The organism is Micromonospora sp. RL09-050-HVF-A, assembly GCF_019374995.1.
Classification (GTDB): domain Bacteria; phylum Actinomycetota; class Actinomycetes; order Mycobacteriales; family Micromonosporaceae; genus Micromonospora; species Micromonospora antibiotica.
In genome coordinates this window covers 7092406-7113707 of the sequence record NZ_JAGKQP010000002.1, presented here as the reverse complement: position 1 = coordinate 7113707, position 21302 = coordinate 7092406, and the positions used below count along the sequence as shown (strand labels likewise).

The following is a 21302-nucleotide window of genomic DNA, read 5'->3' as shown; positions in this document are numbered from 1 at the left end:
TTGACTTCATCGATCCGGCGTCGGCCCGACGCGTTTGCGCCTTCGTCGCGCCATCGTGCGCCCGGGTATGACGGGCGATGCTATCACGCGGCCCATCGCCTCCCGCCGCACGCGGTGTGCGACGGACGACTGGCCAGGTGCACTCCAAAGCTGACTGGTGACTCAGAAAAGGCTGAGCGGGTCGACCTGGAGGCGGACCGGGTCGGCGGCCCGGCGGGCGCTGCGTACCCCGGCGGCGGTGTGCAGCGCCTCGGCCAGCGCGGCGGCCCGGGACCGGGGCACCCGGACCAGCATCCGCTCCCGGTCCTGATCGGCCGGGACCGGGCCGAGCACCTCCGCCCCGTCGGGCAGCCGGGCCTGCGCCAGCAGGTCGGCCACCGCCTCCGCGCCGCCGGTGACGCTGGCCATCTTCACCGCCGGGGGGAAACCCAGCTCCCGACGCTCGGCCAGCTCCCGGGCGGCGAACCAGCCCGGGTCCCACCGCAGCAACGCCTGCACCGGGGCGAGCGCGCCGTCGGCGACCACCACCACCTTGCCACCGGCCGGGGCGGGCCGGGCCAGGGCGGCGGCGGACAGCCACCGGCGCAGCGTCTCCTCGCCGGCCCGCAGATCGGCCCGGGTGAGCAGGGCCCAGGAGTCCAGCAGCAGGACCGCGCCGTACCCACCCTCGGCCACCGGCTCGGCGCCGGGGGTGGCGACGACCAGGCTCGCGCCGGCCGGGACGTCGGTCAGCACCTCGTCGCGGCCCGAGGTGCGCACCGGCACCCCGGGAAAGGCCCGGCCCAGCTCCTCGGCGGTCCGCCGGGCCCCGGTGACCGCCGCCCGCAGCCGCCGCCCCCCGCACTGCGGGCAGGCGTACGCGGCGGCGACCCGGCCGCACCACCGGCAGGCCGGCGGGGCGTCGGCGGCGCGCAACGCCAGCGGACCGGCGCAGTGCGGGCAGCGCGCCGGGGTCCGGCAGTCGGCGCAGGAGACCGACGGCAGGTAGCCCCGGCGGGGCACCTGGACCAGCACCGGCGCGTCCGCGCGCAGGGTGTCCCGGGCGGTGGTCCAGGCCAGGCTGGGCAGCCGGGCCGTCGCCGCGCCCGGGTCGCGGGCCAGCTGCGGGTCGTCCCCGGTCGGGGCGATCGCCGGGGTACGCGCCCGCAGGGTCGCCCGGTCCGCCACCACCTCACGGGCCCACCCGGTCTCCACCAGCAGCTGCCCCTCGGCGGTCCGGGTCCAGCCACCGACCAGAGCGGCGGCCTCGCCGAGCCGGGCCCGGGTGAGCAGCACCTCCCGGGCATGCGGGTAGGGGGCGCGCGGCTCGGCGTGCAGGTCGTCGCCGTCGTCCCAGATCGCCACCAGACCCAGCCGGTCGACGGGGGCGAACATGGCGGCCCGGGTGCCGATCACCACCGGCACGTCGCCCCGCCGGACGGCCAGGAAGGCCCGGTAGCGGCGGGCCGGGCCGAGCGCGGCGGAGAGGGTCACGTGCCGCCCCGGGCCGAGCAGCGCGGTCAACGCCGCGTCGAGCCGGTCGAGGTCCCGGGCGTCGGCGACCACCACCAGGGCGCCCCGGCCACCGGCGAGGGTGGCGGCGACCGCGTCGGCGTACCGGGCCGCCCAGTCCTCCCCGGCCAGCGCCGACCACACGGCCCGGGGGGCCCGCCCGTCGGCGAGCGCCGTCAGGTAGGCCGGGCCGGCCGGGTATTCCCGCCACCCGCGCGGGTCGGGTACCGCCCGCCGCCGCGCCGCCGGGCCGCCGCCCGGAACGGGAACTGTCGGATCGGCGACTGTCGGATCGGAGACAGGCGGCTCGGGGGCGGTGTGGGGTTCCTTCTCGACCCGGGCGTGCCGGGGCGGCACGGCCAGCCGGAGCACGTCGGCGAGGTTGCCGGCGTACCGGTCGGCGACCGCCCGGGCCAGCCGGGCCACCTCGGCGGCCAGCACCGGCTCCGCGGAGACCACCTTCTCCAGGTAGGCCAACCTGCCGCCGTGCGCCGAGGCGTCGACCCGCTCCAGCAGCCACCCGTCGACCAGCTGACCGGCGAAGCGCACCTTGACCCGCACCCCGGGGACCGCGTCGGCGGCCAGGCCGGCGGGGACCAGATAGTCGAAGGGCCGGTCGAGGTGCGGCAGCGGGACGTCCACGCAAACCCGCGCGACCGGCGACCCGTCCGCGGGTCGCCGGTCGCTGGGCGTGGTGCCGGTCAGGCGCCCGCTACCGACTTCAGGTCGGCGGCCCGGTCGGTGCTCTCCCAGCTCAGCTCCGGCAGCTCCCGGCCGAAGTGGCCGTAGGCGGCGGTCTGCCGGTAGATCGGGCGGAGCAGGTTGAGGTCCCGGATGATGGCGGCCGGCCGCAGGTCGAAGACCTCACCGACCGCCTTCTCGATCGCGGCCACCGGCACCGTCTCGGTGCCGAAGGTCTCGATGAAGAGGCTGACCGGGTGGGCCTTGCCGATCGCGTACGCGACCTGCGCCTCACAGCGCTCGGCCAGGCCGGCGGCGACGACGTTCTTGGCCACCCAACGCATCGCGTACGCGGCCGAGCGGTCCACCTTGGACGGGTCCTTGCCGGAGAACGCGCCACCACCGTGCCGGGCGTACCCGCCGTAGGTGTCGACGATGATCTTCCGACCGGTCAGGCCGGCGTCACCCATCGGGCCACCGATCTCGAACCGGCCGGTCGGGTTGACCAGCAGCCGGTAGCCCTCGGTGTCCAGGCCCAGGTTCTGCAGCTCCGGGGCGATGACGTGGTCGCGCACGTCCGGGGTGAGCAGCGAGTCCAGCGAGATGTCGGCGGCGTGCTGGCTGGACACCACGACGGTGTTCAGCCGGACCGGACGCAGCCCCTCGTACTCGATGGTGACCTGGGTCTTGCCGTCCGGCCGCAGGTAGGGGATGGTCCCGTCCTTGCGCACCGCGGACAGCCGCTGGGCCAGCCGGTGTGCCAGCGCGATCGGCAGGGGCATCAGCTCCGGCGTCTCGGAGCAGGCGAAGCCGAACATCATGCCCTGGTCGCCGGCGCCCTGCGCGTCCAGCGCGCTTTCCGAGGCCCCGGTGCGCAGCTCGAAGGCGTTGTCGACGCCCTGCGCGATGTCGGGCGACTGGGCGCCGATGGAGACGCTGACGCCGCAGGAGGCGCCGTCGAAGCCCTTCTTCGACGAGTCGTAGCCGATACCGAGGATCGTCTCGCGGACGATGGTCGGGATGTCGGCGTAGGCCTTGGTGGTCACCTCACCGGCGACGTGGACCTGACCGGTGGTGATCAGGGTCTCGACCGCCACCCGGCTGTGCGGGTCCTGGGTCAGCAGGGCGTCGAGGATCCCGTCGCTGATCTGGTCGGCGATCTTGTCCGGGTGGCCTTCCGTGACCGATTCGGACGTGAAGAGGCGGCGTGTCACGGCACTCCTAAGCTCTTTAGATAATCGTTGCGCAGCAGTCTAGTCACCCTCACGTACCGCTCACGACCCGGCGAGTCGGCATCCACCGTTCAGGACCGGGCGGGCCACCGGGCGAGCACGAGGTCCCAGACGCGGTCGGCCAGATCCTCCTTGGCCTGCTCAGGCAGGCGGTGCACGGCGCCGTCGGCACCGATCACGGTGGCCGCGTTGGTCTCGGCCCCGAAGACCTTGTCGACGCCGACCTCGTTGACGACGACGAGGTCGGCGCGTTTGCGGGCGAGTTTGGCCCGGCCGTTGGCCTCGGCGTCACCGGTCTCGGCGGCGAACACCACCAGCACCTGCTCCCGACGACGGGTTCGACCCAGCTCCGCGGCGATGTCCGGGTTGGTGACGAGGGCGATGGTCGGCGTGCTGCCGTCGTCCGACTTCTTGATCTTGCCGGGCGCGTACGTCGCCGGGCGGAAGTCGGCCGGCGCCGCCGCCATCACCACCGCGTCGGCGTCGACGGCGGCGGCCAGCGTCGCCGTGCGCAACTCCTCGGTGGTGCCCACCCGGACCAGGTCGACCCCGGCCGGATCGGGCAGGGCGACGTTGGCGGCGATCAGGGTGACCCGGGCGCCCCGGGCGACGGCCGCGCGGGCGAAGGCGTACCCCTGCTTGCCGGAGGAACGGTTGCCGAGGAAGCGGACCGGGTCGAGGGGCTCCCGGGTGCCGCCGGCGGTGACCACCAGGTGTCGACCGGCCAGGTCGGCGGGGGCGTCGACGCCCCGGGCGAGGGCCCGGCGGGCGACCGCGAAGATCTCGGCCGGGTCGGGCAGCCGGCCCTTGCCGCTGTCCGCCCCGGTGAGCCGGCCCACGGCGGGCTCGATCACCCGCACCCCCCGGGACCGCAGGGTGGCCACGTTGGCGACGGTGGCCGGGTGTTCCCACATCTCGGTGTGCATCGCCGGGGCGAGCACCACCGGGCAGCGGGCGGTGAGCAGGGTGTTGGTGAGCAGGTCGTCGGCGAGGCCGTGGGCGGCCCGGGCGAGCAGGTCCGCCGTGGCCGGCGCGACCACCACCAGGTCGGCCCGCTGGCCGAGCCGGACGTGCGGCACCTCGTGCACCTCGGCCCAGACGTCGTCGGCGACCGGCTGGCCGGACAGCGCCGCCCAGGTCGGCGCCCCGACGAAGCGGAGCGCCGACGCGGTCGGCACGACCCGGACCCGGTGACCCGACTCCATGAAGAGCCGCAGCAGCTCACACGCCTTGTAGGCGGCGATGCCACCGCCGACTCCGAGCACGATCTCGGCGGACATCGGGGGTACGGGGGTTACGGCTGGTCGGTCGGCTCGGCGGTGAGCAGGCCCGCGTTGATCTCGCGCATGGCGATGGAGAGCGGCTTCTCCTGCGGGGTGGTCTCCACGAGCGGGCCGACGTACTCGAGCAGGCCCTCACCGAGCTGGCTGTAGTAGGCGTTGACCTGACGCGCACGCTTGGCAGCGAAGATCACCAGCGCGTACTTCGAGGTGGTCTTCTCGAGCAGCTCGTCGATCGGCGGGTTGGTGATGCCCTCGGGGTTGGCGATGGATCCCACGAAATACCTCTGCGTCTGAAAGGTGTCCGCGCGGACGCGGCTGGTCGCTCGCCGCGCGGACGCGGCTGGTCGCTCGACCGCGGCTGGTCACTCGAACACTGCTGGTCGCTCGAACACGGTCTGCGGTCGGACGGGAGCCAGATTAGGACGAACCGAGCAAGCTTACCAGCTCAGCGGCAGCACGCTCGGTGTGGTCGTGGTGGACGGTGCGCTCGACGAGGGCCGCCAGGGCCGGGTCCGCGCGGTGTCCGGGCGGGAGCAGCAGCACCAGCCGGGCCGATGGCAGGGCTTCGGTCACCACGAGCGCCCCGGGCGGGTCCAACGGGAGCAGCACCGGCCACCCCCGGGTCAGTCGGTCGATCAGCGGGGCACGCGGGGTGCCCCGCCGGTACGGCCCGGCCCGGGACCACTCCAGCAATTCGCCCGCGGCGATCATCCGATCGAACTCGGCCGGCTCCCGGAAGAGCCGGTCGACGCCGTCGGACTCGCCGGGGCGACGTGCCCGGGTGGTCACCGGGACCGGCACCCACACGGCGGGAGAACGTGCCCGGACCGCTCCGACCACACCGCCCCGACCGGCACCCGAAGGTCCGGTCAGGACGGTGAGCCGCGCCGCCGGGCACGCCTCGTCAACCGTGCTCACCGCTTGTTTCTACCTGCTGCGGCGATCAGTTGGCGGCGAACTCTCCAAGCAGCGCCTTACGCTGCTGCTCGCCCAGACCACGCAGACGGCGGCTGTCGGCGATCTTGAGCTTCTCCATGATCTGGGTGGCCCGGATCTTTCCGATACCCGGCATCGCCTGCAGCACGGCCGACACCTTGAGCTTGCCGACGACGTCGTCGGACTCGGCTCGCGCAAGGACGGCGGCCAGGGTGGTCTTGCCCTGCTTGAGCTGCTCCTTCAGCTCAGCACGGGCCTTGCGGATCTCCGCGGCCTTTTCCAGCGCGGCAGCGCGCTGCTCGGGGGTCAGTGACGGGAGCGGCACCAGTTCTCCTCAGGTCCCTATCGCGACGGGCGGAACGCACCGTCGCTCTGTGAAACGTGGTGTCGCTGAAAACCAAAGGGGTCCGTGGTTCCCAGCGCGGGGAAAACTAGCGTTCGGCGGAGCTTTCGGCAACGTGGACGCGCGATGATCAACGTAAAGTGACCGAGCCGTCAGTCAGTGTCGGGCAGCCAGGATGTGCCGGCAGTCGGCCACCGCCCGGTCCGCGGCGGCCCGCAACGCGTCGGCGTCCGGGCCCGCGTTGAGCACCTCCCGGGAGTACGACGGCAGCACTGCGGACAGGTTCGAACCGAACACGGTGGGTAGGTCGGCGGCCGTCGCACCCTGGGCGCCGAGCCCCGGCGCGAGCAGTGGGCCATTGACCCGGGACAGGTCGTGACCGGTGTCGCCGATGGTCGCGCCGACCACCAACCCGATGCTGCCGAGCGGTTCCGCACCCCTGTTGAGCTGCGAAATCTCATCGATAACAAGCTGCGCGACCGTCCGCCCACCGGCCGTGACGGCACGCTGCACCTGAGCCCCCTCGGGGTTGGAGGTGAGCGCTAACACGAACACTCCGCCACCGTGCGCGACGGCCGACTCGAACATCGGGGCCAGCGAACCTACTCCCAGGTAGGGGCTCGCGGTGACCGCGTCGACATACAGCGGGCTGGATGGATCAAGGTACGCGGAGGCGTACGCGGCGACGGTCGAACCGATGTCGCCACGCTTGACGTCGAGGAGAACGAGCGCGCCAGCTTCGCGCAACTGTCGGATAGTTGACTCAAGAATCGCCACTCCGCGGCTCCCGAATCGCTCGAAGAAGGCCGACTGAGGCTTGATCACCGCAACCCGGTCACCGAGCGCTTCCGCGACGGTCCGGGCGAACCGCTCCAAGCCGTCGACGTCGTCCGGCAGCCCCCAGCGGGCCAGCAGCCCGGGATGCGGGTCGATGCCCACGCACAGCGGCCCACGCTCCGCCACCGCCCGGTGCAATCGAAATCCGAAGGTCTCCATCGATGCTCCTCTCGTCTGCTCCTGCGTTCACCGCGAGCGGCGGTCGCCACCGCGGCGTCGGCCCCGGGCGGCCGGTCAGCCGGCCGCCACCGCAGCGGTCATCCCGGCCGCGATCCGGGCCACGTCGTCCTCCCCGGTCACATACGGCGGCATGGCGTAGACCAGGTCGCGGAAGGGGCGCAGCCACACGCCCCGGGCCACCGCAGCGGCCGTCGCCGCCGCCACGTCCACCTCGTGGTCCAACTGCACCACGCCGATCGCACCCAACACCCGCACGTCCACCACCCCTGGCGTCCCGCGCAACGGCTCCAGGCCGGCCCGCAGCCCCGCACCCACCCGGGCGACCCCGGCGACCCAGTCACCGGCCCGCAACAGCCCCAGGGAGGCGTTGGCGACCGCACACGCCAACGGGTTGCCCATGAACGTGGGGCCGTGTGCCAACACCCCGTCGGCGGAGATCCCCCAGGCCACCTCCGGCGTGCACAGCGCCGCCGCGAGGGTCAGGTAGCCCCCGGTGAGCGCCTTGCCCACGCAGAGCACGTCCGGGGTCACCCCGGCGTGGTCGGCGGCGAACATCCGCCCGGTCCGGCCGAACCCGGTGGCGATCTCGTCGAAGATCAGCAGCACCCCGTGCGCCCGGGTCACCTCGCGCAACACCCGCAGGTACCCCGGGTGGTGGAAGCGCATCCCGCCGGCCCCCTGCACCACCGGCTCGACGATCACCGCAGCCAACTCGTCGGCGTGCCGGGCGACCGCGTCGGTCAGCGCCGTCACGTACGCCGGGTCGGGCGGGTCGGCGAAGCCACCGGGCGGCACCGAGGCGAAGACCTGCCGGGGCAGCACGTCGCCCCACAGGTGGTGCATCCCGCCCTCGGGGTCGCACACACTCATCGGGTGGAAGGTGTCCCCGTGATAACCGCCCCGCCAGGTGGCCAGCCGACGGCGCTGCGGCCGGCCGGTGGCCCGCTGGTACTGCAGGCACATCTTGATCGCCACCTCGACCGACACCGAGCCCGAGTCGGCCAGGAAGACGTGTTCCAGGCCGTCCGGGGCCAACTCGACGAGCGTCTCGGCCAGCCGGACCGCCGGCTCGTGGGTGAGCCCGCCGAACATCACGTGACTCATCCGGCCGAGCTGGTCGGTGACCGCCGCGTCCAGCACCGGATGCCGGTAACCGTGGATCGCCGCCCACCACGACGACATCCCGTCGACCAGTTCCCGGCCGTCGGCCAGCCGCAGCCGGACACCCTCGGCGCTGTGCACCACATAGGGCGGGTGAGCCGGCGGCAGCGCCGCGTACGGGTGCCAGACACGGGCCCGGTCGACGGCCAGGATCTGCTCGGGCGTCACGCGCGTTCCTCCGTACCCTCGTCAGCCGCCGCACCACCGGCGGCCTGCGCTGCTCTGCTGCCCTGACGGCGACGGCGGCGGGTCTGGACCTGCCGCACGGTGGCCCCGACGGCCACGCCCCGCCCCGGCTGCGCGGCGACAGGGACAGCGACGCCCCCGGACCGCCGCAGGGCTGCGGCGGCGGCGACCCGCGCGGGTGTCACGCGCCGCGCCCGTGGCGGTGCGCGGCGGCCCGGCCGGGGTCGGATCGGCTCCCGGGCGGCACCACGGCGGGCACGACCGGATACACCGGACGCGCCCGCCGGATCACCGGCCGCTCACCGCCGGATCACCCGTCGGCATCCCGGACCCGGTCGAGACGCGGGCGGCGGCCCGGACCAGAGCCGGGCCCCGGTAGATGAAACCGGTGTAGAGCTGGACCAGACTGGCACCGGCGTCGAACATCCGGGCCGCGTCGTCCGGGTCGAGGATGCCACCGACGCCGATCACCGGGAGCCGACCGCCGGTCTCCCGGTGGACGAAGGCGACCATCTCCCGGGCCCGTCCGGTCAGCGGACGACCGGACAGGCCGCCGGCCTGCGCGCCACGTTCCGCGTCGGCGGGGGCGAGACCGGCCCGGCCCAGGGTGGTGTTGGTGGCGATCACGCCGGCCGCACCCCGGGCCAGGCAGACCTCCAACAGCTCGGCCACGGCCGGCTCGGTGAGGTCCGGGGCGATCTTCACCAGGACGGGCTTCTCCCCCACCAGGGCGGTCAGCAGGGCATCCAGGTGTGCCTTGTCCTGCAACGACCGCAAACCCGGGGTGTTCGGGGAGGAGACGTTGACCGCGAAGTAGTCACCGTGCCCCCGCAACGCCCGGTAGGAGGCGAGGTAGTCCTCGACCGCCTCGTCCAGCGGGGTCACCTTGGACTTGCCGAGCGAAATGCCCAGCGGCACCCCGAGCGGGCGGGGCAGCGCGGCCAGCCGGTCGGCCAGAGCCTGCGCGCCGGCGTTGTTGAAGCCCATCCGGTTGATCACCGCCGCGCTGTCGGGCAGCCGGAACAGCCGGGGCCGGGGATTGCCCGGCTGGGCGTGCGCGGTGACCGTGCCCACCTCGACGAAGCCGAACCCCAGCGCCGGCCAGGCCGGCAGGGCCACCCCGTTCTTGTCCATCCCCGCCGCCAGGCCCACCGGGTTGGGGAACTCCACCCCGAACACCGTCCGGGGCGCCCGGTGCAGGTTGCGGGCCCGCAGCAGGGCCAGCGCCGCCGGCCGCCGCGACAGGGTCGCCAACCGCCGCAACGTCCACTCGTGCGCCGCCTCGGCGTCCCCGCCCCCGATCCGGAACAGCGCCCTCCGGACCCCCTTCTCGAACATCACCACGCCCCGGCCCCCCAACCGACACTCCCCCGGCCGGCACCCTCGTCGGTGACGCCCCCTCGGCCGGAGCCCTCATGGGTGACGCCCTCGTCGGTGACGCCCTCGTCGGTGATCAAGAGGTTTGCGTCACCACAACCGCCGTCCGGTGACCGAAACCTCTTGATCACCGGCCTGAGCGGGGAGCGCGGACCGAGCGGGGAGCGCGGACCGAGCGGGGGGTGGGGGTCATTGGGCGGCCCGGAGGGCGGCGTGGAGTTCCTGGAGGGGGCGTACCCGCATGTCGCCCCGGATGCGGGCCTCGATGCCCATCACCGCCGCCGCCACCCCCGGCACGGTGGTGATGCACGGGATGTCGGCCGTGACGGCGGCGCTACGGATCTCGTAGCCGTCCGAGCGGGCGCTCGCGCCGGAGCCCTGCGGGGTGTTCACCACCAGGGCCACGTCACCGGCGAGGATCATCGACACCGCGTCCGCGCCCTCGCCCGCCTGGTAGTGCTTGCGGATCTGCTCACAGGCGATGCCGTGCCGGCGCAGCAGCTCGGCGGTACCCGTGGTGGCGACGATCTCGAAGCCCAGGTCGGCCAGCCGCTTGACCGGGAAGATCATGGCCCGCTTGTCCCGGTTGGCCACCGAGACGAAGATCCTCCCGGTGGTCGGCAGCGAGCCGTACGCGGCGGACTGGCTCTTGGCGAAGGCGTGCCCGAAGCTGGTGTCGATGCCCATCACCTCGCCGGTGGACTTCATCTCCGGGCCGAGCAACGAGTCGACACCCTTGCCGGCCGGGGTGCGGAACCGCTTGAACGGCAGCACCGCCTCCTTGACCGCGATCGGGGCGTCGGGCGGCAGCACCCCACCGTCGCCGGTCGCCGGGAGCAGCCCCTCGGCGCGCAGCTCGGCGATGGTCGCGCCGAGGGCGATCCGGGCCGCCGCCTTCGCCAACGGCACGGCGGTGGCCTTGGAGACGAACGGGACGGTACGCGAGGCCCGCGGGTTCGCCTCCAACACGTAGAGCATGTCGTCCTTGAGGGCGTACTGGACGTTGAGCAGGCCGCGGACCCCCACCCCCCGGGCGATCGCCTCGGTGTAGCGGCGTACCTCGGTCAGGTGCGAACCGGCCAGCGTGATCGGCGGCAGCGCGCACGACGAGTCGCCGGAGTGGATGCCGGCCTCCTCGATGTGCTCCATCACGCCGCCCAGGTAGACCTCACCGTCGGCGTCGCAGAGCGCGTCCACGTCGATCTCGATGGCGTCGTCGAGGAACCGGTCGACCAGCACCGGGTGGTCCGGGGAGATGTCGGTGGCCCGCCCGATGTAGTCGCGCAGCGTGGCATCGTCGTAGACGATCTCCATGCCCCGCCCGCCGAGCACGTACGACGGGCGCACCAGCACCGGGTAGCCGATCTCGTCGGCGATCGCCTTCGCCTCGTCGTACGAGGTGGCCATGCCGTGTGCCGGGGCACGCAGGCCGGCCCGGGCCAGCACCAGACCGAACGCGCCGCGCTCCTCGGCCAGGTGGATCGACTCCGGGGAGGTGCCGACCACCGGCACCCCGGCGTCCTTGAGCCGCTGCGCCAGCCCCAGCGGGGTCTGCCCGCCGAGCTGCACGACCACCCCGACCACGCCGGGGCCGCCGGCCGCCTTCCCGGAGGAGTCCTCGGCGTGCCACACCTCCAGCACGTCCTCGAAGGTCAGCGGCTCGAAGTAGAGCCGGTCGGCGGTGTCGTAGTCGGTGGACACCGTCTCCGGGTTGCAGTTGACCATGACGGTCTCGTAGCCGCCGGCACCGGACCCACCGCCGGAGCCGGACCCACCGCCGGAACCCGATCCGGCACCGGACCCGTCCGGGTCGGGCAGCGGGGCGGCACGCAGCGCCTGGACGGCGTGCACGCAGGAGTAGTCGAACTCGATGCCCTGCCCGATCCGGTTCGGCCCCGACCCGAGGATCAGCACCTTCGGCCGGTCCGACGGGGCGACCTCGGTCTCCTCGTCGTACGTCGAGTAGTGGTAGGGGGTGGTCGCCTCGAACTCGGCGGCGCAGGTGTCCACCGTCTTGTAGACCGGGCGCACGTCGAGCCGGTGCCGCAGGGTGCGCACGCCGTCCTCGGCGGCCAGCTCCGGGCGCAGCGCGGCGAGCTGCCGGTCGGACAACCCGGCCCGCTTGGCCCGGCGCAGCAGGTCGGCGTCGAGCACCGGGGCGGCCACGATCTCGGTCCGCAGCTCGACCAGGCTGACGATCTGGTCCAGGAACCACGGGTCGATACCGCCGGACGCCGCCGCGACCTCGGCGACCGACGCGCCCAGCCGCAGCGCCCGCTCGACGGTGTAGAGCCGCCCGTCGTGCGGCGTCCCCAGCGCGGCGAGGGTGTTCTCCCGCGTCGCCCCCTGCGGGTCCGGGGTGGTCCAGAAACCCGACGCCTTGGTTTCCATCGAGCGCATCGCCTTGTTGAGCGCCTCGGTGAAGTTACGGCCCAGGCTCATCGCCTCGCCGACCGACTTCATCGTGGTGGTCAGCTCCGGGTCCGCGCCGGGGAACTTCTCGAACGCGAACCGGGGGATCTTCACCACCACGTAGTCCAGCGTCGGCTCGAACGCCGCCGGCGTCTTCAACGTGATGTCGTTGGGGATCTCGTCGAGGGTGTAGCCGATGGCCAGCTTCGCGGCGATCTTGGCGATCGGGAAGCCGGTGGCCTTCGACGCCAGCGCCGACGACCGGGACACCCGGGGGTTCATCTCGATCACCACGATCCGGCCGTCGGCCGGGTTGACCGCGAACTGGATGTTGCAGCCGCCGGTGTCCACCCCGACCTCGCGCAGCACCGCGATGCCCAGGTCACGCAGGTTCTGGTACTCCCGGTCGGTGAGCGTCATCGCCGGGGCGACGGTGACGCTGTCGCCGGTGTGCACGCCCATCGGGTCGATGTTCTCGATCGAGCAGACCACCACCACGTTGTCGTGCCGGTCGCGCATCAGCTCGAGTTCGTACTCCTTCCAGCCGAGCACGCTCTCCTCGATGAGCACCTCGTGCACCGGGCTGGCGGCCAGGCCGGACCCGGCGATGCGGGTCAGGTCCTCGTCGGTGTGCGCCATGCCGGAACCCAGTCCGCCCATGGTGAACGACGGCCGGATCACCACCGGCAGGCCCAGCTCCGCGACGGTCTCCCGGACCTCGTCCATCGAGTGGCAGACCCGCGACCGGGGCACCAGGCCGGCCGGGTCGGCCAGCCCCAGCCGTACGCCGGCCTTGGCGACGATCTCCTTGAACAGCTGGCGGTCCTCACCCCGGTTGATCGCCTCGATGTTCGCGCCGATCAGCTCGACGCCGTACTTGTCGAGGACGCCCGCCGCGTGCAGGGCGACCGCCGTGTTCAACGCCGTCTGCCCGCCCAGGGTCGGCAGCAGCGCGTCGGGGCGCTCCTTGGCGATGACCAGCTCCACGAACTCCGGGGTGATCGGCTCGACGTAGGTGGCGTCGGCGAACTCAGGGTCGGTCATGATGGTCGCCGGGTTGGAGTTGACCAGGCTGACCCGGATCCCCTCGCTGCGCAGCACCCGGCAGGCCTGGGTGCCGGAGTAGTCGAACTCGCAGGCCTGACCGATCACGATCGGCCCGGAGCCGATCACCAGGATGTGCTTGAGATCGTCGCGCTTAGGCATTCGTGCGCCCCTCGCTGTGGTTCCGACCCGCACCGGGCTGCCCGTCGGGGCCACGGCCCTCGATCAGCTCGGCGAAGCGGTCGAAGAGGTAGTCGGCGTCGTGCGGGCCGGCTGCCGCCTCCGGGTGGTACTGGACGGTGAAGGCGGGCACGTCCACGGCCCGCAGCCCCTCGACGACGTTGTCGTTGAGGCAGACGTGCGACACCTGCACGCCACCGAACTCGGTCTCGATGACCTCGTCGGGGACGACCGCGCCGGCCGCCGCCCCGGGCTCGCGGCCCGGCCAGGCCACCGCGAAGCCGTGGTTGTGGCTGGTCACCTCGACCTTGCCGGTGGCCCGGTCGAGCACCGGCTGGTTGATGCCCCGGTGGCCGTAGCCCAGCTTGTAGGTGCCGAAGCCGAGCGCCCGGCCGAGGATCTGGCTGCCGAAGCAGATGCCGAACAGCGGGATCCGCCGGCTCAGCACCTCCCGGGCCAGCGTCACCGGCCCGTCGGCGGTCGCCGGGTCACCCGGGCCGGGCGAGAAGAAGACCGCGTCCGCGCCGGTGGCCAGCAGGTCGTCGATGCTGGAGTTGGCGGGCAGCACGTGGGTGGTGACCCCCCGGGCGGCCAGCCGCCGCGGCACGTTGCGCTTGATGCCCAGGTCCAGCGCGGCGACGGTGTAGCGGTGCTCGCCCTCGGCCTCGACCACGTACGGGGTGGCGGTGCTCACCTCGGCGGAGAGGTCCGCGCCGACCATCTGCGGGGACTGCCGGACCCGCTCCAGCAGGGCGCGCGGGTCGTCCTCGACGCTGGAGATGCCGACCCGCATCGCACCACGTTCGCGCAGGTGCCGGGTGAGCGCCCGGGTGTCCACCCCGGCGATGCCGACCACACCTTCGACGCCGAGCCGGTCCTCCAGGCCGCCGGTGGACCGCCAGTTGGAACCGATCCTGGCCGGGTCGCGCACCACGTACCCGGCGACCCAGATCCGGTCGGACTCGTCGTCCTCGCCGTTGACGCCGGTGTTGCCGATGTGCGGGGCGGTCTGCACCACCACCTGCCGGTGGTAGGACGGGTCGGTCAGGGTCTCCTGGTAGCCGGTCATCCCGGTGTTGAAGACCGCCTCGCCGAAGGTCTCCCCGACACTGCCGTACGCCTCACCGTGGAAGGTGCGCCCGTCCTCCAGGACCAGGATCGCCGATCTGCGCCTACCCATCACACGTCACCTCCGATCCGGACTGCGGGACTCCGCTCCGCTACGTTCCTCGCTCGGATCACGCGCCCACCTCCGATCCGGACTGCGGGACTCCGCTCCGCTACGTTCCTCGCTCGGATCACGCGCCCACCTCCGATCCGGACTGCGGGACTCCGCTTCGCTACGTTCCTCGCTCGGATCACTTGACAGCCTTTCCGTCCAGGACCGTCGGCTCGCCGCGCAGGAAGGTCGCCACGATGCGACCCGGCAGCGTCATGCGGGCGTACGGGGTGTTGCGACTGCGGCTGGCCAGCTCCGCGGGCTCGATCACGCGTCGGGCGGCCGGGTCGACCAGGGTCAGGTTGGCCGGTACCCCGGGTGCCGGGTCGAGGCCGTGGCCGTCGAGTCCGGCGATCCGGGCCGGGGTCCGTGACATCCGGTCGGCGATCAGGTCCCACTGCGGGCCGAGCACGTCGAGGGCGATGGACAGCGCCGTCTCCAGACCGAGCATGCCCGGCCGGGCGTACGTCCACTCGCACTCCTTGTCCTCCACCGCGTGCGGGGCGTGGTCGGTGGCGACGACGTCGATGACGCCCTCGGCGAGCGCGGTGCGCAGCGCGGCGACGTCGGTGCCCGTCCGCAACGGCGGGTTGACCTTGAAGACCGGGTCGTAGCTGGCCGTCGGGCTCCAGTCGGGCGAGAGCCCGGGGCTGGCCTGCTCACCCCGGCCGGCCACCACCTCGTCGGTGAGCAGCAGGTGGTGCGGGGTGACCTCGGCGGTGACCCGTACCCCCCGGGCCTTGGCCTGGCGCAGCACCTCGACGCTGCCGGCGGTGGAGACGTGGCAGACGTGCAGCCGGCTGCCGACATGCTCGGCGAGCAGCACGTCGCGGGCGATGATCGCCTCCTCGGCGACGGCCGGCCAGCCGGTCAGCCCGAGCCGGGTGGAGACCTCCCCCTCGTGCATCTGCGCGCCCTCGGTGAGCCGGGGTTCCTCGGCGTGCTGGGCGATGATCCCGTCGAACGCCTTGACGTACTCCAGGGCCCGGCGCATCAGCTTGGGGTCGGCGACGCAGTGCCCGTCGTCGGAGAAGATCCGCACCCGGGCCGCCGAGTCGGCCATCGCGCCCAGTTCGGCGAGCCGCTCGCCGGCCAGCCCGACGGTGACCGCGCCGATCGGCTGCACGTCGACCAGCCCGGCCTGCCGGCCGAGCCGCCAGACCTGCTCGACCACGCCCGCGGTGTCGGCGACCGGCGAAGTGTTCGCCATCGCGCAGACCGCGGTGTAGCCGCCCAGCGCCGCCGCCCGGGAGCCGGAGTCGACCGTCTCGGCGTCCTCCCGGCCGGGCTCGCGCAGGTGGGTGTGCAGGTCGACCAGGCCGGGCAGGGCGACCAGGCCGGTGCCGTCGATGACGGCGGCCTCCGGGTCGGTCAGCCCGGCTCCGGTCTCGGCGACGACGCCGTCGCGGATCAGCAGGTCGGTCGGCGGGCCGCCGACGACGCTCACGTTCGTGATCAGGTACGCGGTCACCGGTTGTTTCCTCCGAGCAGCAGGTAGAGCACGGCCATCCGCACGGAGACCCCGTTGGCGACCTGTTCGACGATGGTGGAGCGGGGTGAGTCGGCGACCTCGGGGGTGATCTCCATCCCCCGGTTCATCGGCCCGGGGTGCATGACGATCGCGTGTTCGGGCAGCCGGCGCATCCGTGGCCCGTCCAGCCCGTAGCGGCGGGCGTACTCGCGGGCGGACGGGAAGTAGGAGTCGTTCATCCGCTCCCGCTGCACCCGCAGCATCATCACCACGTCCACCCCGGGCAGCACCGCGTCGAGGTCGTAGCAGACGTCGGTGCCGGGGTCGGCGTCGGTCGCCACGGACCCGACGCCGGCGCGGGCGGCCCAGTCGACCGGGATCAGCGTCGGCGGACCGACCAGGGTGACCTTGGCGCCGAGGGTGCTCAGCAGCAGGACGTTGGAGCGGGCCACCCGGGAGTGCAGGACGTCGCCGACGATCGCCACGTGCAGGCCGGCGAGCCGACCCAGCCGGGCCCGCATGGTGTACGCGTCGAGCAGCGCCTGGGTGGGGTGCTCGTGGGTGCCGTCGCCGGCGTTGACCACCGACCCGTCCACCCAGTTGGCCAGGCGGTGCGGGGCCCCGGAGGCGGGGTGCCGGACGACCACCGCGTCGGCCCCCATCGCCTGGAGGGTCAGCGCGGTGTCCTTCAGGCTCTCGCCCTTGGTGACGCTGGAGCCCTTGGCGGAAAAGTTGATCACGTCGGCGCTGAGTCGCTTGGCGGCGGCCTCGAACGAGATCCTGGTCCGGGTGGAGTCCTCGTAGAAGAGGTTCACCACGGTCCGGCCGCGCAGCGCCGGGAGCTTCTTGACCTCGCGGCCGGCGACGGTGGCCATCTCGGCGGCGGTGTCGAGGATCTGGGTCGCGGTGTCGGCGTCCAGGTCGGCCCCGGAGAGCAGGTGTCTGATCACGGGCGGGGCCGCCTCTCGTTCGCGTCTGCCGGATGCCGTCGCGGCGCGCTCACCGGGTCCCCCCGCAGAGTCGGACCTCGTCGGCGCCGTCGGTCTCGACGAGGGTGACCTTGACGCTCTCGGCGAGCGCGGTCGGGATGTTCTTGCCGACGTAGTCGGCGCGGATCGGCAGTTCCCGGTGGCCCCGGTCGACCAGCACGGCGAGCTGCACCGAGGCGGGTCGGCCGACGTCGTTGAGGGCGTCGAGGGCGGCCCGGACGGTACGGCCGGAGAAGAGCACGTCGTCGACGAGGACGACCCGCTTGCCGTCGATGCCGCCCGGGGGCAGTTGGGTCGGGCCGACCGCACGGGTGGCGTGCCGACGCAGGTCGTCGCGGTAGAGAGTGATGTCGAGCACCCCGACCGGGACGTCGACGTCCTCGAAGGTGCTGATCCGGGCGGCGAGCCGTCGGGCGAGCGGGGCGCCCCGGGTGGGGATTCCCAGCAGGACGGTGTCGGCGGCGCCCTGGGTCTTCTCCAGGATCTGGTGGGCGATCCGGTCGACGACGCGCTGGACGTCGGCGCTGGCGAGGATCACCTTCACCGAGGGTTGTCGCTCGGGCGACGGATGGGCAGCCGGTGGGCAGGCCACGGCGGACCTCCTTCCCCGCCTCACGGGACGGGTCGTTAAAGGATGTCGGGGGTGTCCGGTCGGGTCAGGGTGGCCCGACCGGGGCTGGCGGCCACGTTACCAGCGGTCACCTCGCGGTTCACCGCGACCCACTGATCCCTGGATCAGGACGGTGAAATCCGGACAACTCCCCCGCTATCTCCGATGGGAATGTCACGAGCACTTGACCACGTGTCGCAATCCCCGTACCGTCACGCTCCGTAGCGATCGCTGGGAGAACCCCAAAGCACAGCACTGGGAGTGTCCGAATGCCCTCTGAATACGCCAAGTCGCTGGGCGCCCGCCTGCGCTCCATCCGCCAGCAGCAGGGCCTGTCCCTGCAGGGGGTGGAGGAGAAGTCAAACGGACGCTGGAAGGCGGTGGTGGTCGGCTCGTACGAGCGCGGCGACCGGGCCGTCACCGTGTCCCGGCTGGCGGAGCTGGCCGACTTCTACCGCGTACCCGTCTCGGAGCTGCTGCCCGACGGCAGCGGCGTACGGCACGAGCCCACCAGCAAGATCGTCCTGGACCTGGAGCGGCTCTACGACGAGGCCTCCGAGGACCTCGCCTACGTCGCCCGGTACGCCCGGGCGATCCAGCAGCAACGGGGCGACTACAACGGCCGGGTGCTCTCCATCCGCGCCGACGACCTGCGCGCCCTGGCGATCGTCTACGACGCCTCGCCGTCCGGGCTGATCGAGCGGCTCACCGAGCACGGTGTGCTGGTCGCCGACCCGCGGGCGTTCTTCGCCTCCTGATCCGCGGTCGCTGACGTCGAAGGGCCCGTGCCGTCCGGCACGGGCCCTTCTGTCACACCGTCTCCCGCCCCCGGCGGCGCGGACCGGCCCTGGTGGGGCGGCACGCGCGCGACCCGGTCAGCGGGTGGCGTACTCGGCGATCCGGCCGAGGATGCCGTTGAGGAAGCGCGGCGAATCGTCGGTCGACATCTGCCGGGCCAGCTCCACCGCCTCGCTGATCGCCACCGCGTCGTCGATCTCGTCGACGTAGAGCAGCTCGTAGACGGCGATCCGGGCCAGGTTGCGGTCGACCGCCGGCATCCGGTCCAGGGTCCAGCCCTCGGCGTAGCTGGCGATCACCTCGTCGATCCGGTCGAGGTGCGCGGCGACCCCCTCGACCAGACCGACCGCGTAGTCCAGGTGCTCGGGACGCGGTTTCTCGATCCGCTCGACGTAGCCGGCGAGCACCTCGACCGGAGGCCGGTCCCGCAGGTCCGCCTCGAAGAGCACGTCCAGCGCCCGCTTACGCGCCTTGCGACGCGCCGGCATCTGCTGCTTGGCGCCCTCGGCCATCAGGCCCGGCCGAGGTAACGGCCGTCGCGGGTGTCGACCTTGATCTTCTCGTCGGTGGTGATGAAGAGCGGCACCTGCACGGTCGCGCCGGTCTCCACGGTGGCCGGCTTGTTGCCGCCGGTCGACCGGTCGCCCTGCAGACCCGGCTCGGTGTAGGTGACCTGGAGCACCACGCTGGTCGGCAGCTCGATGTAGAGCGGCACACCCTCGTGGGTGGCGACGGTCGCCTCGGCCTCCGGGAGGAGGTAGTTGGCGGCCTCGCCGACGGTGCCGCCGGGGACGGTGATCTGGTCGAACGTCTCCAGATCCATGAAGACGTAGTCCTCGCCGTCGGCGTAGAGGTATTGCATGGTGCGCTTGTCGACGGTGGCGGTCTCGACCTTGGTGCCCGCGTTGAAGGTCTTGTCGACGACCTTGCCGGACAGCACGTTCTTCAGCGTCGTGCGGACGAACGCCCCACCCTTACCGGGCTTGACGTGCTGGAACTCGACGACGGCCCAGAGCTCCCCGTCGAGGTTGAGTACCAGGCCGTTCTTGAGGTCGTTGGTGGATGCCATTTCCTGCCTTGATCATCAATTGGCGGACAGACCTGGCAAGTCTACTAGCTGCGTCTAATCGGCGGCGGTTCCGGCGGCCGGGGACCGCCCCGCCGCCACCGACCACCCCGACCGTCACGCACAGTGACGGAAGCGGGGGTCAGTCGGCCCCGCCGAGCCGGGTGGCGAGGTGCCGCAGCGCGAGCCGGTAACCGTCCACGCCGAGCCCACAGATGACGCCGGTGGCCACCGCCGACACCACCGAGTGGTGCCGGAACTCCTCCCGGGCGTGGATGTTGGAGATGTGCACCTCGACCAGGGGCGCACGCAGCAACGCGCAGGCGTCCCGCACCGCGATCGAGTAGTGCGACCAGGCCGCCGGGTTGAGCACCACCGCCGCACCCTCGTCCGCCGCCCCGTGCAGCCAGCCCAGCAGCTCGTGCTCGGCGTCGGTCTGCCGGACCACCACGTCCAGCCCCAGTTCGCGGCCCGTCTCGACGCAGAGCGTCACCAGGTCGGCATAGCTGGTAACGCCGTACACGTCGACCTGACGGGTGCCCAGCCGGCCCAGGTTGGGCCCGTTGAGCACGTACACCCGGGGGGTGGCGGTGGTCACCGGCTGACCTCCCGGTAGGCGGCGTGCAGCAGCTCGTCGTCCGGGCCGTCCAGGATTGCCGGCCTGGCCAGCCCGTCGAGCACCACGAACCGCAGTCGACTGCCCCGGGCCTTCTTGTCCACCCGCATCGCCGCCAGCAGGTCCGGCCAGGCGTCCGCCGGGTAGCTGGTCGGCAGATCCAGCGCGGTCAGCACGCTGCGGTGCCGCTCGGCGGTCGCCGCGTCGAGCCGACCGGCCAACCGGGCCAGGCTGCCGGCATAGACGGTGCCGACGGAGACCGCGTGCCCGTGCCGCCAGCGGTACCCCTCGACCTTCTCGATCGCGTGGGCCAGGGTGTGCCCGTAGTTGAGCACCTCCCGGACACCCGACTCGCGCAGGTCACCGGAGACCACGTCGGCCTTGACCCGGATCGCCCGCTCGATCAGCTCCCGGGCCACCGGGCCGGTCGGGTCGACGGCGGCGGCCGGGTCCCCCTCGACCAGGTCCAGGATCGCCGGGTCGGCGATGAAGCCACACTTGACCACCTCGGCCAGCCCGGCGGCCAGGTCGGCCGCCGGGAGGCTGTCCAACGTGCCCAGGTCGGCCAGCACCCCGACCGGCGGGTGGAAGGCCCCCACCAGGTTCTTGCCGGCCCCCGTGTTGACTCCGGTCTTACCGCCGACGGCGGCGTCGACCATGCCGAGCAGCGACGTCGCCACCGGCACCCATTGCACCCCGCGCAGCCAGCAGGCCGCGACGAAGCCGGCCAGGTCGGTCACGGCACCGCCGCCCACCCCGACCACCGCGTCGGTACGGGTGAAGCCGGCCGCACCGAGCTGCTCCCAGCAGTCGGCGGCCACCTCGACCCGCTTGCCCGCCTCGGCGTCGGGCACCTCGATCGCCAGCGGGGTGACCCCCGCCCCGGCCAACCGCTCGCCGATCTCCTCGGCCAACGCCCGTAGGGGCGGCGCGTACAGCACCGCCGCCCGGGTCGCGTCGGGCAGCAACGCGGGCAGCTCGGCCAGCAGGCCCCGCCCGACCAGTACGTCGTACGGCCGTTCGCCGCCGACCGGAATCCGGGTCACCTCGTCCATCGCCGGGAGCCTAGTCCAGCGTCGGCTTCGACACGGCGGGTGTCCACCTGGTGGCGGTCCGGGAGAGGAGGTGGCCGACCGACCACGGCCCGGAGATCGGACCATCGGCCGCCCGACCGGACCCTCATCGGGTGC

19 protein-coding genes are annotated in these 21302 nt (G+C 72.9%); 1 reads left to right on the top strand and 18 read right to left on the bottom strand.

What is annotated here, in order from left to right:
- Positions 1 to 162: 162 nt before the first annotated feature.
- From J7462_RS31170 to pyrR, 14 genes are all read right to left on the bottom strand, one after another.
- Positions 163 to 2133: a primosomal protein N' gene (locus J7462_RS31170; protein WP_308291083.1), complete on the bottom strand. Its 1971-nt coding sequence runs from the start codon at positions 2131 to 2133 to the stop codon at positions 163 to 165.
- A 59-nt stretch (positions 2134 to 2192) separates the two neighbouring features.
- Positions 2193 to 3386 (bottom strand): methionine adenosyltransferase, encoded by a 1194-nt coding sequence (gene metK, locus J7462_RS31165; protein ID WP_208570167.1) that lies wholly within the window; start codon positions 3384 to 3386, stop codon positions 2193 to 2195.
- Between the two features lie 89 nt (positions 3387 to 3475).
- Positions 3476 to 4684, bottom strand: a complete 1209-nt coding sequence (gene coaBC / locus J7462_RS31160; protein ID WP_219469733.1) for a bifunctional phosphopantothenoylcysteine decarboxylase/phosphopantothenate--cysteine ligase CoaBC — start codon at positions 4682 to 4684, stop codon at positions 3476 to 3478.
- Between the two features lie 14 nt (positions 4685 to 4698).
- Entirely contained in the window at positions 4699 to 4962 is a 264-nt protein-coding gene (rpoZ, locus tag J7462_RS31155; RefSeq protein ID WP_007075826.1) for a DNA-directed RNA polymerase subunit omega, read from the bottom strand.
- A gap of 142 nt (positions 4963 to 5104) precedes the next feature.
- Positions 5105 to 5605: a guanylate kinase gene (locus J7462_RS31150; RefSeq protein WP_208570165.1), complete on the bottom strand. Its 501-nt coding sequence runs from the start codon at positions 5603 to 5605 to the stop codon at positions 5105 to 5107.
- A 25-nt stretch (positions 5606 to 5630) separates the two neighbouring features.
- Positions 5631 to 5948 (bottom strand): integration host factor, actinobacterial type, encoded by a 318-nt coding sequence (mihF, locus tag J7462_RS31145; protein WP_067309448.1) that lies wholly within the window; start codon positions 5946 to 5948, stop codon positions 5631 to 5633.
- Positions 5949 to 6122: 174 nt separating this feature from the next.
- Entirely contained in the window at positions 6123 to 6962 is an 840-nt protein-coding gene (pyrF, locus tag J7462_RS31140; RefSeq protein ID WP_219469730.1) for an orotidine-5'-phosphate decarboxylase, read from the bottom strand.
- Between the two features lie 75 nt (positions 6963 to 7037).
- On the bottom strand, positions 7038 to 8312 hold the full coding sequence (locus J7462_RS31135; RefSeq protein ID WP_219469728.1) for an adenosylmethionine--8-amino-7-oxononanoate transaminase: 1275 nt from the start codon (positions 8310 to 8312) through the stop codon (positions 7038 to 7040).
- Between the two features lie 306 nt (positions 8313 to 8618).
- Positions 8619 to 9671, bottom strand: coding sequence for a quinone-dependent dihydroorotate dehydrogenase (locus tag J7462_RS31130; RefSeq protein WP_219470873.1), 1053 nt, complete (start codon positions 9669 to 9671; stop codon positions 8619 to 8621).
- A 225-nt stretch (positions 9672 to 9896) separates the two neighbouring features.
- Positions 9897 to 13325, bottom strand: a complete 3429-nt coding sequence (carB, locus tag J7462_RS31125; protein ID WP_219469726.1) for a carbamoyl-phosphate synthase large subunit — start codon at positions 13323 to 13325, stop codon at positions 9897 to 9899.
- Positions 13318 to 14523 carry a glutamine-hydrolyzing carbamoyl-phosphate synthase small subunit gene (carA, locus tag J7462_RS31120; protein ID WP_219469723.1) on the bottom strand — a complete coding sequence of 402 codons (1206 nt, stop codon included), beginning with the start codon at positions 14521 to 14523 and terminating at the stop codon, positions 13318 to 13320. The genes carB and carA overlap by 8 nt, the downstream gene beginning before the upstream one ends.
- 178 nt (positions 14524 to 14701) lie before the next feature.
- Positions 14702 to 16033: a dihydroorotase gene (locus tag J7462_RS31115; protein ID WP_219469720.1), complete on the bottom strand. Its 1332-nt coding sequence runs from the start codon at positions 16031 to 16033 to the stop codon at positions 14702 to 14704.
- Entirely contained in the window at positions 16030 to 16983 is a 954-nt protein-coding gene (locus J7462_RS31110) for an aspartate carbamoyltransferase catalytic subunit (protein ID WP_208570158.1), read from the bottom strand. Before J7462_RS31110 ends, J7462_RS31115 begins: the two co-directional genes overlap by 4 nt.
- Positions 16984 to 17032: 49 nt before the next feature.
- Entirely contained in the window at positions 17033 to 17614 is a 582-nt protein-coding gene (gene pyrR, locus J7462_RS31105; protein ID WP_088645219.1) for a bifunctional pyr operon transcriptional regulator/uracil phosphoribosyltransferase PyrR, read from the bottom strand.
- Positions 17615 to 17901: 287 nt separating this feature from the next.
- Here pyrR and J7462_RS31100 point away from each other — a divergent pair, with 287 nt between their 5' ends.
- Positions 17902 to 18390, top strand: coding sequence for a transcriptional regulator (locus J7462_RS31100; RefSeq protein WP_013285505.1), 489 nt, complete (start codon positions 17902 to 17904; stop codon positions 18388 to 18390).
- 117 nt (positions 18391 to 18507) lie between these two features.
- Here J7462_RS31100 and nusB read toward each other — a convergent pair whose 3' ends face one another.
- From nusB to aroB, 4 genes are all read right to left on the bottom strand, one after another.
- Positions 18508 to 18918, bottom strand: a complete 411-nt coding sequence (nusB, locus tag J7462_RS31095; protein ID WP_208570213.1) for a transcription antitermination factor NusB — start codon at positions 18916 to 18918, stop codon at positions 18508 to 18510.
- A 23-nt stretch (positions 18919 to 18941) separates the two neighbouring features.
- Positions 18942 to 19499, bottom strand: a complete 558-nt coding sequence (gene efp, locus J7462_RS31090) for an elongation factor P (protein WP_091253160.1) — start codon at positions 19497 to 19499, stop codon at positions 18942 to 18944.
- Between the two features lie 139 nt (positions 19500 to 19638).
- Positions 19639 to 20094 (bottom strand): type II 3-dehydroquinate dehydratase, encoded by a 456-nt coding sequence (gene aroQ, locus J7462_RS31085; RefSeq protein ID WP_208570157.1) that lies wholly within the window; start codon positions 20092 to 20094, stop codon positions 19639 to 19641.
- The gene (gene aroB, locus J7462_RS31080; RefSeq protein ID WP_219469717.1) at positions 20091 to 21167 is read right to left on the bottom strand and encodes a 3-dehydroquinate synthase; all 1077 of its coding nucleotides are present in this window, start codon (positions 21165 to 21167) and stop codon (positions 20091 to 20093) included. The genes aroQ and aroB overlap by 4 nt, the downstream gene beginning before the upstream one ends.
- Positions 21168 to 21302 lie beyond the last annotated feature (135 nt).